The following is a 12,457-nucleotide window of genomic DNA, read 5'->3' on the forward strand; positions in this document are numbered from 1 at the left end:
CAGCGGCCGCATGACCAGGAACGAACGGAGAGGGCGCTTCACCGCCCGGCGCTTTCGCTCGCGCAGCTTATCGGTCCTCGTGCGCTTCAATCATCCAGACAACACGCCTCCAGGAGAACATGATCATGCCGATCCGGAACACCGCTGCGAGACCCAAGCGGGCAACACAGTCCACGACGGCTCCTGCGAAGTCAGCCAGCAAAAAAGCCAGGAAGAGCGCCCCCTCCACGTCGAGCGACGAGCTCCACCGCCTGCGGTGGGCGCTCTCGGTGCTCGTCGGCGACACGACGAAGAACCTCTCCGCCGCCGCGACCGAGAAGTTCCTGGCTCCCGCGAACACGAAGATCGCCTTCGAGGGGACGGTCGAGCAAGACGCCTACGTGTACCTGGTGCAGGTCGCCGAGATCACTCGGACCATCACGACGTACCCGCTGGATGGCGAAGCCATCCACGCCAAGGCCGGCGAGGCCACGCGCATTCCAGCCACGGGGTGGCTCGTCACCCCCGCCCAGGGGAAGATCCTCGCGTTCAGCTCACCGACACCCCTCCGCCGCAAAGAGATCGCCGCGGCGCTCGCCGGTCGCGATCCGGCGCCTGGACAGGCGGGTCACAAGGACGCCAGGCCCGCCGAGTTCGGCACGTTTACCGACGCCAATGGCATGAAGGCTTCCCAGATCAACCCCTCGGGCCCAGCAGATCCCCTCATCACAAAGCCAAAAGCCGTCACCACGCAGGTCGGGCGATAAAGGCGCTGCGATCGACGTTCTCGCGCGGCACGTCACCGCGCGTGACCTGCGCGGCGGGCGCGCCGGCCGGCCCCCGGTGAGCCGAGGCGCCGTGGGCGTCGAGCCCTCAGGCGCTCCGGTGGCGAAAATCGACGAGGATCATGCTCCCGGTCCCCTCGATCCTCGCCGTGGGGGTCTGCAGGGAGAGCGACTGCTCGCGGCTCCATTGCTGGACGCTGTACGTGACGTAGTGATTCAGATCGTCCACGGTGACGAACCGCTTGCGACCCGTGCTATCGGCGGCGCCACGAAGCCCCTCGAGCACGAACGACGTGAACACACCGAGCTTGGCTTCCGGACGCTCCATCGCGATCTGCTGGGAAGTGCTGCCCGAGAGGACGGCGATGCCCTCGGCGAGCTCGAAGGCCTCGTGGACGAACCCAGGGTCGAGCGAGGAAGCGCCGGGCGCCCGGCCGAGATCGACCCCAGCGTGGCAAGCATCGAGGACGAGGATCTTGCGGCGGGCGGGTGACTCGAGGAGGATCTTCTTGATCCTGTCGACCGAGAGGGACGTCTCGGAGAGCACCTGATTGCCGGTGTCGCGAAAGAGGAGATGCGGTTTGCCGTCGTGGAGGGTGCCATGACAGGAGAAGTGCACAAGGAGCAGGTCATTGGGGCTCAGCCCACTGGCGAAGAGGCTCAGCTCCTGCAAGACGCGGTTGCGCAGGGGCAACATGCGCTCTTCTTCGACGTCGTCGTGCATCGACTTCACGACGGCGTAACCCAGCTCGTTCCTGAGCGCGTTCCCGAGCGCGATGACGTCGTTCACACAAAAACGCAGATTGCCGAGGCTGCGGTCATCGTAGCGGCCCACGCCGACGAGGAACGCATAACGAGCGGCCACTGGACCGAGCACTTGCGCCTCCGCGGCGGCGATGGCGCGTTCCGCCTCGGTATCCGCGATGCGCGCTGCCTCATCACGGCGGTCGGGAGCCCGCTGTGCCCTCGCCGTCGACCCCTGGCCGAGCGCCGGCTGCTGGATCGGCTCTACCGCGCGCATCCACAGGATGCCCTGGTTGTGCGCGGCCCGCGCCGACAGCGGCGGGGGTGGGGGCGGCGCCGAAGACAACGGCGATGAGGCAGCCGGCGCCACACCAGCAGGGTATGGAGCTGCGCTGGCTGTCACAGCTTCGGCGGTGAGCTGCTCCGTGATCAGCCTCCGGAGCTCATCGTGGAAGGGGCGGAACGTGTCCTCGGCGCCCGGGGTCGTGAAGCGCTGGAGAAAGGGGCGCGTGACCCGCAGAAAGGTGGTCGCGTGAAGATGGCTGCTCCAGCCGGTATGCGCGGCGATGGTCGAAAGAGGGAGCGGTGAGGGGGAGGCGCAGAGGACGGCCAGGCTGCGCTTGACCAGCACCTCCGACTCGGCAGGCAGGTGGTTCACGCGGCCCCATAGCTTGATGAAGACGTCACGCAGCGTGCGGGGGAGCGGACTGCCGAGGCGGCCCTCGGGGGGCAACCGCCGCAGCCACTCGGCGAGCTCGACGGAGTAGAGCATGTTGCCCTGGGCGCGCTGCACGGCCTCATCGGCGACGTAGGCCGGGAGGCCGAGCTCCCGGACGACGCCGTCCCAGAAGGCCCGGCACGCCGCGTGATTCGAGGGGAACCACCGCGGGGCGTCGAGGTCGACGTGCGCCGGGGCGTAACGCATGAACCAGCTGAGATCCGTGGTAGGGCGCGAGGAAGCGAGCAGGAGGACGCGCGGCGGGAGCTGGGCGGGGAGCAGGCGGGCGAGCGCGGAGTGACCCCTCTCGTCTTCCGCCTCGTCGAGGTCATCCATGACGAGGAGGAGGCTCATGGACTCCGGCTCCAGGACACGCCTCGATATCCGCTCGACGAGGTCGATGAGGCGGCGCTCGGGGTGCGCATTCCGGTCGCGCATGTCGATGAAGCGGTCCTCGAGCTGCGTTGCGAGCGAGCTCGCGACGATCTCGGGCCGATCGAACGCGGTGGTCCTCAGGAAATGGGAGGCGACCGCCCAGCGCGCGCTCCCCGGGCGCGCTCGCACGTTGCGTTCGACCTGCTCGGCCCAGCGCGCGAGGTGCCGGCTCGCGCCGGCGATCACGCCGCGCACGCGCTCGACCTGGCTGGTCGCGGTGACCCGCTGAAGATAGCTGGCCAGGATCGCGCTCTTGCCGACGCCAGGCGCCCCCGTGACGAGGACCGTGGTCGCGCCCTTCCGGAAGAGCGCGTCGATCTCGTGGAGCACCTCGTCGCGGGCGAGAAGCTGAGGATGGTGCTGGCGCTCGCCGCCGAGATTGACCCGATCGCCAGATGCTCGATCGCCATGATGCGGGGTCATGCTGCTTACGTGATTCGAGTTCTGGACGGCTGTCAAGGGGCTGCTCGCCGGCCTTGGTATCGACCTGTCCTCGAAACATCGCCTCTCGGCGTCGTCTCCTCACACCACCTGGCCAGGACTCGCCTGCGTCGGCTCTGAACGTAAACATGCTGGGCTGTCGAGCGGGTCGTTGCGGTCCGCGTGCGCGTGTCGTCCGACGGCGTTGGCCGGCGAGCGCGCGGTCGCGTGATCGCGCGAGCGCGCGGGCGTCAGCCGCTTCCGGGCGGCCCACGTGCGCGCCCGCGCGCCGTCCCATGGTCACCGCGCGCCGTCCCATGCTCCTCCAGCCTTGGCCAGGTCGCGCCATGTCGGCGCGGGCGTGGAGGACGCCCGCGGGCGACGACGATCCCGCGCCGAAGCACGCGCTCGGCGAGGGCCAGCGTGCCTGGCTCGGGCGGCGTAGTACGCACGCCGGCCCGGCCGTGAGCCCAGCCCCACAGCACATCTGCTTGGCACCTCGTGTGCAATGACAATGACGAGGAGGACACGCGCTGACGGACAGCCCGATCGACAGGTGTTCTGCGATGGGGACATGGGCCGTCATGCCGGCTCCGATTCGAGGACAAGGGCCCATTGGCTTTTTCCGGAGGTGTCATCATGGCATTCTTTCAGCATCTCAAGCGTCAGGACAAGCGCGACGCCGGCTCAGATTTCCTGGCCCCGCGGATGCGTCTCAAGCACGTTGCGCTCATGGCGCTCACGGCCTCGACCGTCCAGCTCGGCTGCGTCGGCGACGGGGACGTCTCGCATGCGGTGTCAGACGAGGAGGACATCGCGAGCGAGGCAGCCGCGCTCTCGCTCTACCAGCAGAACCCCGTCGGCAACCTGTCCGTGCTCTCGCCCGCCGAGGGCGCGCCCTTCGCGATCGCGACCAAGAGCGCATGGACCTCGGCCCCCGGCCTGTCCAGCGCTGTCTACTCGCACGCGGGCGACAACCTGGAGATCAGCTTCAGCGCCGAGATCTACGCCACGAACACGGTGTGGCTGCGTGCGCTCGTCGACGGCGCGCCGGTCTCGCCGAGCGACGTGAAGATCAAGATGGGCAGCGAGAACTTCGACGGCACGCGCTCCTTCACCTTCGTGAAATCGGGCGTCTCGGCCGGTCAGCACATCGTCGAGATCCAGTGGTACGTGGTGAGCGGCGGCGACGCCCAGATGCGCGATCGCTCGCTCGTGGTCAACTCGGCCGCGCCCTTCAGCGGCGACGGCCGGCTCGCCGTGGCCGCCGCGCCCAGCGGCCCGGACCTCATCAAGACCACCACCGCCTGGGAGAACGTCCCGGGCCTCACAACCCAGCTGACCACGAGCGCCCAGCAGGACCTGATCGTCACCTTCTCGGCCGAGGCCGCCTCGAACAGCGGCCGCATGTTCGTGCGCGCGCTCGTCGACGGCGTGGACGTGGGCAACGTGACGCTGCTCCACGCCAACATGTCGAACCGCGGCGGGACGCGCAGCATGACCTTCGTCGCGCCCAACGTGCCCGCCGGCAACCACACAGTGCAGATCCAGTGGTCCGGCGACACCGCCGGCGGCGACATCCGCCTTGGCGACCGCACCATGGCCGTCTCCGCCGCGCCGGCCTCGGCCCCGGGCGGCTCGACCGCTGCGGCCACCATGCAGGGCCCGCCGGTGCCCTTCTCCGGCCTGACCTGGACCAACATCCCCGACCTCTCGGTCAACCTCAACACCCAGGCTCCCGCCGAGAGCGCGGCGATCACCTTCTCCGGCGAGGTCTACTCCTCGAGCGGCCGCCTGTTCCTGCGCGCCCTGGTCGACGGCGTGCCTGCGCAGCCCGGCGACGTCACCCTCATCCAGGGCGAGCCGCTCATGCGCGTCAACTCGCACACCTTCGTGCTCAAGAACCTGCGCCCGGGCAACCACACCGTGACCCTGCAGGCGCGCAGCGACACCGGCACCACCGCCAACATCCGTGACCGCTCCCTCCGCGTGACCGCCAAGCGGCGCTCGGGCTCCGATTTCGCCCAGGCGTTCATGGGCATCGGCCAGGGCTACGGCCACTCGCCGCGCGTGCGCACCCACAAGGCCCTGGTGCTGTGCATCGACCCGGTCCGCCCGGATCACGCCGCGCCCTCGCTCTCGCAGATCCTCAACTACCACGAGGGCGGCGACGGCGGCATGAGCATGAAGGGCTGGCTGGCCGACAACACCGACGGCAAGCTCGCCTTCGACAGCTTCCAGTACGTGAACTGCGGCCCGTTCGCCCAGGCGCCGGCCGCGCACCAGGGCAACTGGTACTGGGACACGCCCGGCGGGCACGCCGAGGCCTGGCGCGACGCCATCCGCGCCGCCGACCCGAGCATCAACTTCCACAACTACGACACCAACGGCGACGGCAAGATCACCCGCGACGAGCTCGTCCTCATCGTTGTGCGCCCGCAGAACTCGGCCTACGGCACCAACCGCAGCGTCGACGTCGCGGTCGACGGCAACTCGACGCCGCTGAACTTCGACCTCCTCGACGTCTATCTATCGCCGTTCGACTCGGATCGTCGCAACGGCGTGGGCCTGCTCGCCCACGAGCTCACCCACCGCATCCTGGACGCGCAGGACATGTACGGCTGCGACTCGTCGAGCACGGCGTCAAAGTACTTCGACGCCATGTACTGGCACTGGCAGGCCACCCACATGGGCCCGTTCGAGAAGCTGAAGAGCGCCCTCGTGACCCCGGACCTCGTCGAGATCGGCTCGTGGACCACCCAGACCGTCCCGCTGGCCTCGATCGAGACCCGCAAGGAGGTCACGCTGCTCTGGGACGCCGCGCGCGGCGACAAGGAGTACTTCCTGCTCGAGAACCGCTGGGGCGCCGGTGACGTCTACGACTCGCCGCTCGGTTCGAGCGTGGTCGTCTGGCACATCGTCGAGGACCCGACGCTGGCCGCCCAGTACCCGCCCTCCGGCGCCGAGAGCTGCAGCATCGTCCACAAGCAGGTGCGCAAGCTCGGCCAGCTGACCTTCGATGGCGAGGCCCGCGAGCTCTTCTGGGCCGACGGCACGAGGACCAACATCACTGTCACCGCGCGGGGCGCGTTCGGCGAGCTCACCAACGTGGAGATCAAGAAGCAGGGCCTGATCGTCCTCCCGTTCCCGCGGCCAACCGTCCCCCCGATCCTCACCAAGTAGTCCGCTACGCGGACAGGAGAGGACGTGGCGCGCGGCTGCGCGGGCCCATCGAGCCCGCGCAGCCGGCAGCCGCCTCAGTGCACCCGCATCCCCGGCTTCGCCCCCGAGTCCGGCGACAGGAGATGCACCGTCTCGTCCCCCGCCGCGAGCACCATGCCCTCGCTGAGGCCGAACTTCATCTTCCGCGGCGCCAGGTTGGCGCACACGATGACGAGCCGCCCGACGAGGTCTTCCGGCTTGTAATACGCCTTGATCCCGGCGAACACCGTCCTCCGCGCCTCCCCGCCGAGCGAGACGGTCAGCTTGAGCAGCTTCTTCGCCTCGGGCACGTGCTCCGCCGCGACGATGCGCGCGACGCGCAGGTCGACCTTGGTGAAATCGTCGATCGTACACTCCGGCGCGAGCGGCTCCTTGGCGAGCGCCGCGCCGTCGTCCTCCGCGGCCGCGCCCCCAGCCGCCGCCTGGCCCGCCTCCGCGTTCGCCCCGGCCGCGCCGCCCGGCGCCGCCGCCTCCTCGGCGGGGCGGCCCTCCGCGATCATCTTCTCGACTGCACCCGGCTCGACCCGCTTCATGAGGTGCTCATACGCGGCCACAGGCGTGCCCACAAGCGGCGTCTTCGCGAGCTCCCACCGGTCCATGGGGCACCCGAGCAGCCGTGCAACGTCGTCGGCCAGCTTCGGGAGCACCGGCGCCAGGTAGAGCACGATCTGCCGGAACAGGTTGAGCGCCACGGTGCAGACGGCCTGCAGCTCCGCCTTCTTCTCCGGCTGCTTCGCCAGCGCCCACGGCTGCATCCGGTCGACATACTCGTTCGCCCGGTCCGCCAGCGCCACGATGCTCCTCGTCGCCCGCGCATAGTCGAACGCCGCGTACGCCGCCCCGATCGCGTCGCCCTCCGCCGCCGCCGCCGCGAACAGCCCCCCGTCCTCGGGGTAAACCGCCGACAGCCCCGTCTGCGCCACGAAGCGCGACGACCGGCTCGCCAGGTTCACGACCTTGTTCACGAGCTCGGCGTTCACCTTGTTCACGAGCTCTTCCAGGTTCAGATCGATGTCATCGACCTTCGAGCTCAGCTTGCTCGCGTAGTAATAACGGAGGTACGCCGGGTCGAGGTGCTTCAGGTACGTCGAGGCCAGCACGAAGGTGCCCTTGCTCTTCGACATCTTCTCTCCGTTCACGGTGAGAAACCCGTGCACCTGCACGCGCGACGGCAGCGAGAACCTCGCGCTCTTCAGCATCGCCGGCCAGAAGAGCGTGTGGAAATACACGATGTCCTTCCCGATGACGTGGACGATCTCCGTCTCCTCGGATCGCCACCAGTCGTCGAACGCCTCGCCTTCCCGGACGCACCACTCCTTGCTCGCAGCCATGTACCCTATCGGCGCGTCGAACCAGACATACCAGTAGTTCCCTGGCGCGTCGGGGATCTCGAACCCGAAGTACGGCGCGGGGCGCGATACGTCCCAGTCGCGGAGCGGCTCCGACAGGAAATGCCCCGCCAGGTAGTTCGCGATCTCCTTCGGCATCCGCCCCTCGCCCTGCGTCCAGGTCGACAGGAACGGCCGCTCCGGCTCGATGGCCACCATGAGGTGCTGCGCGCTCCGCACCTCGGGCCGCGCGCCCGTGAGCGCGCTCCTCGGCTCGACAAGATCGGTCGCGGCGTAGGTCGAGCCGCACCGATCGCAGCTATCGCCGTACTGGTCCGGCGCCGCGCACTTCGGGCAGGTGCCCTTGACGAAGCGATCCGCCAGGAACATGCCCTCCTGCGGATCGAAGAGCTGCGTGACCTCCTTCGTGGTCACCATGCCGCGCTCGCGCAGCGACGCCCAGATCTCCTCGCACAGCGCGCGGTTCGCCGGGGAGTTCGTGCTGCCGTAGTGGTCGAACCGGATCTGGAACGCCGCGAAATCGCGCTGGTGCGCCGCGCTCATGTCCGCGATGACGTCGGCCTCGCTCCGCCCCTCTTGCCGAGCGCGGATCATGATGGCCGTGCCGTGGGTGTCGTCGGCGCACAGGTAAATGCACCTCCGCCCGGTCATCCGCCAATAACGGGCAAAGATGTCGGTCTGGGTGTACTCGACGAGGTGGCCGATGTGGATGTGCCCGTTGGCGTAGGGCAGCGCGCTGGTGAGCAGGAGCCGTTTCATGCTGCGCTGGACTTTGCACGAAATCCCAGCCGGATGCGAGCCGCGCGGTGGCGCGATGCCGCGCGGGCGCGCCTTCCAGCGGAGCGCCGCGCCGGCCCACGTGGACACGACAGCGGACGTGCAGCCATGGACGGAGCGGGCTCGGGCTCTAGATACGTAGTGAACCGATCGACGGGGAGGGGACCATGGCAGTACAGAGGAAGCAACAGAGGAAACAGAGGCGTGGTGGCAAGGAAGGCGGAGCGCAGGCGCTGGAGGCCCAGCCCCTCCTCCGCCAGCGAAGCGAGGAGATCCAGCCTTTCGGGACGGTCGTGGACTATCCGCTGGCGCTCGCCGCGAAGTCGCGCGCGGAGAGCATCCGGGCGCTGAATCAGATCCTGTCGGACACGCTCGTCCTGCGCGACATGTACAAGAAGCACCACTGGCAGGTGTCCGGGGCGACCTTCTTCCAGCTCCACCTGCTCTTCGACAAGCACTTCAAGGAGCAAGCCGCGCTGATCGACATGCTCGCCGAGCGCGTCCAGATGCTGGGCGGCGTCTCGATCGCCATGGCGCACGACGTCGCCGAGACGACGAGGATCGAGCGGGCGCCCCGCGGCCGCGAGCAGGTGCCCGCCCAGCTCTCGCGCCTGCTCGACGCGCACGAGCTCATCCTCGCGGAGACGCGCGAGGCGGTGAAGCTCACCACCGAGAACCGCGACGATGGCACCGCCGACCTGCTCATGAGCGACGTCCTCCGCACGAACGAGATGCAGGTGTGGTTCCTGTCCGAGCACCTCGTCGACACGCCGCTCGTCCGCGCCACCTGAGCGCCGGCACGCCGCTTTCCCCTCCCCGTCCAGCCCTCCGGGCGCGCTCCGAAGATTCGACAGGGCGCGCGTAACCTTTCCGGGCCCCCGATCGTGATACCGCCAGGAAAGGGGTTATGTGATGCGTACTACAAAAGACGTGGTGGTGATCGGCGGCGGGCTCGCGGGCCTGGCCGCGGCGGCGTACCTGGGCCGGGCGGGTCGGTCGGTCGCCCTCGTCGAGAAGGCGCACGCGCCGGGCGGCCGCGCCTCCACGCAGGAGAGCCACGGCTTCTCGCTGAACCTCGGCGCTCACGCGCTCTACCGCGGGGGCGCGGCGCACGAGGTGCTCCGCGAGCTCGGCGTCCGGTTCACCGGCGCGGCGCCGTCCCCGTCGGGCGCGCTCGCGCTCGACCGCGGCGCCCTCCACACCTTGCCGTCCGGCGCCCTGTCGCTCCTCACGACGGGCCTCTTCCCCCTCGCCGCGAAGGTCGAGATGGGGCGCGTCCTTGGCGGCCTCGCCGCGGCGAACCCCGCGCCGCTCGCGGCGGTCCCGGTCTCGGCCTGGCTGCGCGACGCCTTCCGGACGCCCGAGGTGCGCCGCTTCGTCGGCGCGCTCGTCCGGCTGTCGACCTACTGCGCCGACGACGATCGCCAGAGCGCCGGCGCGGCGCTCGCGCAGGTGCAGCTCGCCCTGAGCCACGGCGTGCTCTACCTCGACGGCGGCTGGAGGACCCTCGTCGACGGCCTGCGCGACGCCGCCGTGGCGGCCGGCGTGGAGATCCTCACCGGCGCGCGCGCGGCGCAGATCGCGGCCGAGGGCGGCGCCGTCTCCGCCGTGGAGCTCGCGAACGGCGACCGCCTCGGCGCCGGCGCCGTGCTCGTCGCCGCGAGCCCGCGCGCCGCGGCCGCGCTCGTGCCCGCGAGCGCGGCGCTCGCCGCGTACGCGGAGCGCGCCGTCCCGGTCCGCGCCGCGTGCCTCGACGTCGCCCTGTCGAGGCTCCCTCGCCAGCGCCCGGGCTTCGTGCTCGGCATCGACCGCCCGCTCTACCTGTCGGTCCACACCGACGCCGCGCGCCTCGCCCCCGCGGGCGGCGCCGTGATCCACACCGCCCAGTACAGCCCCGAGCTCGCCGGCCGCGACCCCGAGCGCGAGCTCGAGGATCTGCTCGACCGCGCGCAGCCCGGCTACCGCGGCGCGATCGTCGAGCGCCGCTTCCTGCCCTCGCTCATCGTCTCCAACGCCGTGGTCACGGCGGAGGGCGGCGGCCCCGCAGGGCGCCCTGGCGCCCGCGTCCCGGATCTCGACGGGCTCTTCCTCGCGGGCGACTGGGTCGGGCCGACGGGCATGCTCGCCGATGCGAGCCTCGCCAGCGCGCGGGACGCCGCGCGGGACATCCTCTCGCGCCGCGCCCTCGACCGCGCGGCGTGACGGGGTTACCCGACGCTCCATGAGCAGCTCCACGGCCTCTCCTGCCGCGAGCGCCGGGCTCGCCGCCCCCGGCTTCGTCGCCGCGAGCTACCGCGAGCACGAGCGCTTCCTCTGGGCCATCTCCTACCGGCTCACCGGCAGCGCCGCGGACGCGGACGACATCGTGCAGGAGACGTTCGTCCGCGCGCTGGAGCGCCCGCCCGCGCGCACCGAGGAGCCCGTCCGCCCCTGGCTCGCGCGCGTCGCGCTGAACCTCGGCCGCGACGCCCTCCGGCGCCGCAAGCGCCTCGCCTACGACGGACCGTGGCTCCCCTCCCCGATCGAGGCGGAGCCCGAGCCCCCGTCGTTCGAGATCCCGGGCAGGGAGGGCACCGAGGGCCGCTACGACCTCCTCGAGAGCGCGTCCTTCGCCTTCCTCATCGCGCTCGAGGCGCTGACCCCGCAGCAGCGCGCGGTGCTCCTGCTCCGCGACGTCTTCGACTACTCGGTGCAGGAGACCGCCGCCGCGCTCGACCTGTCGGAGGCCAGCGTGAAGACGACCCACCACCGCGCCCGCCGCGCCTTAGAGCCGTACGATCGCGAGCGCTGCCGCCCCTCACCCGAGCTCGTCGAGCGGTCGGGCGCGGCGCTCGTGCGCTTCCTGCAGACCCTGGCGACGCAGGACGTCGCCGCCATCGAGGCGCTCCTGAGCGAGGGCGTCCGGGTCATCAACGACGCGAACGGTCAGTTCAAGGCGGCGCGCCGGATCGTCGTCGGTCCGAACCGGGTCGCGCGCTTCTACGTCGGCCTGCTGAGGATCGACGACCCCGGAGCGCTCCGCCACGAGCTGCGCCTCATCAACGGCCTCCCGGCGGTCGTCATCGAGCGCACGACCACCGTGGAGAAGCTGGCGCCGCGGTTCGTCATGCGCTGCGAGATCGACGCGGGCGGCCTCATCACCGCGATCCACTCCGTGCTGGCCTCGCACAAGCTGACGGCCGTGAAGGCGCTCGCTCCGTGAGTGCGACGGCGAGACCGGCAGGTGAGCAGCGAGGAGACAGCCCCCTGCCGGCCGAGCACTGGAGTGAGTCGTGTCGCGGGGCGTACTTCGGCCGGCGAAGTAGATACTGTTGGAGCAACATAGCGCCGGCTGGCGCTCATGTCCATAGTGGAACAGCCCGCTCGCTCAGGTGGCTTTGCCGCCTCCCTGGGCCCGTTCGCGGTGCGCCTCTGCGATGAAGTGACGAACCTCCTTGTCGATGGCGGCGATCGCTATCCCCTTGAAGGGGCGCATCAGGAGAGGCACGTCGAGATCCACGTCCACGGCGCCGGGGCGGAGCTCCATGCTGCCTTTCAGCTTGACGCCCTTCACCGAGAAGCCGAGCTCGGCGCGCCGCGGGTCGCGCCACACGAGGAAAGGCTCGTACTCGGCGTACCGCTCTCGGTACTGCGCGATCGCTCGTTCGGTCGCCAGCTTTGCCTCGCTGTCGTTCAGGTCGTGCTCAATCGTGTGCTTCATGATGGGACCTCGCAGTTCGTATCAGGGCACATCGCGAGAATCGGCCAGGGGACCGCGCGCCGTGAGGCGTCGCTCGCGGGCACGTCGCCCGGCCGGGTTCCATCGGTGAGATATCACGGATGCGCGGGGCCTGCGGCCCTCTGGCGCTCTTCCGCATCGCGCATCGCGCAGCGCGCAGGGCGCGCCCGCGCGCTGTGACATTTCGCCACGCGGCGGAACCGCGGGTGTCTGTGGGCGGCCGAACGGGGCCATCGCCGTGAAGGCATCGTCACGCCGGAGGGCGCCTTTCCACGGACCGGACGCCGTCCCTTCGCCGGAGGCCGCCCTT

General features: G+C 70.2%; 8 protein-coding genes. 5 read left to right on the forward strand and 3 right to left on the reverse strand.

Going from position 1 to position 12,457, the window contains the following annotated elements:
- The first annotated feature begins 119 nt into the window (after positions 1-119).
- The gene (locus WMF46_RS42330; protein ID WP_437982430.1) at positions 120-746 is read left to right on the forward strand and encodes a hypothetical protein; all 627 of its coding nucleotides are present in this window, start codon (positions 120-122) and stop codon (positions 744-746) included.
- 106 nt (positions 747-852) lie between these two features.
- On the opposite strand, the gene WMF46_RS42335 is transcribed toward WMF46_RS42330, so the two are convergent.
- On the reverse strand, positions 853-3,084 hold the full coding sequence (locus WMF46_RS42335; RefSeq protein WP_437982431.1) for a caspase family protein: 2,232 nt from the start codon (positions 3,082-3,084) through the stop codon (positions 853-855).
- Between the two features lie 636 nt (positions 3,085-3,720).
- On the opposite strand from WMF46_RS42335, the gene WMF46_RS42340 reads away from it, so the two are divergent.
- Positions 3,721-6,264 (forward strand): EF-hand domain-containing protein, encoded by a 2,544-nt coding sequence (locus WMF46_RS42340; RefSeq protein WP_437982432.1) that lies wholly within the window; start codon positions 3,721-3,723, stop codon positions 6,262-6,264.
- Positions 6,265-6,338: 74 nt separating this feature from the next.
- Here WMF46_RS42340 and metG read toward each other — a convergent pair whose 3' ends face one another.
- Positions 6,339-8,411 carry a methionine--tRNA ligase gene (metG, locus tag WMF46_RS42345; RefSeq protein ID WP_437982433.1) on the reverse strand — a complete coding sequence of 691 codons (2,073 nt, stop codon included), beginning with the start codon at positions 8,409-8,411 and terminating at the stop codon, positions 6,339-6,341.
- Between the two features lie 185 nt (positions 8,412-8,596).
- On the opposite strand from metG, the gene WMF46_RS42350 reads away from it, so the two are divergent.
- From WMF46_RS42350 to WMF46_RS42360, 3 genes are all read left to right on the forward strand, one after another.
- A complete protein-coding gene (locus tag WMF46_RS42350; protein WP_437982434.1) occupies positions 8,597-9,220 on the forward strand; it encodes a Dps family protein in 624 nt (207 codons plus the stop codon).
- Between the two features lie 121 nt (positions 9,221-9,341).
- On the forward strand, positions 9,342-10,631 hold the full coding sequence (locus WMF46_RS42355; RefSeq protein WP_437982435.1) for a phytoene desaturase family protein: 1,290 nt from the start codon (positions 9,342-9,344) through the stop codon (positions 10,629-10,631).
- A gap of 19 nt (positions 10,632-10,650) precedes the next feature.
- Entirely contained in the window at positions 10,651-11,631 is a 981-nt protein-coding gene (locus WMF46_RS42360) for a sigma-70 family RNA polymerase sigma factor (RefSeq protein WP_437982436.1), read from the forward strand.
- A gap of 165 nt (positions 11,632-11,796) precedes the next feature.
- Here WMF46_RS42360 and WMF46_RS42365 read toward each other — a convergent pair whose 3' ends face one another.
- Complete coding sequence (locus tag WMF46_RS42365; protein WP_437982437.1) at positions 11,797-12,129, reverse strand: polyhydroxyalkanoic acid system family protein; 333 nt, start codon at positions 12,127-12,129, stop codon at positions 11,797-11,799.
- Positions 12,130-12,457: the final 328 nt, after the last annotated feature.

Origin of the sequence: Sorangium sp. So ce117, assembly GCF_051524395.1 — a bacterium.
GTDB classification, from domain to species: Bacteria; Myxococcota_A; Polyangia; order Polyangiales; family Polyangiaceae; genus Sorangium; species Sorangium cellulosum_B.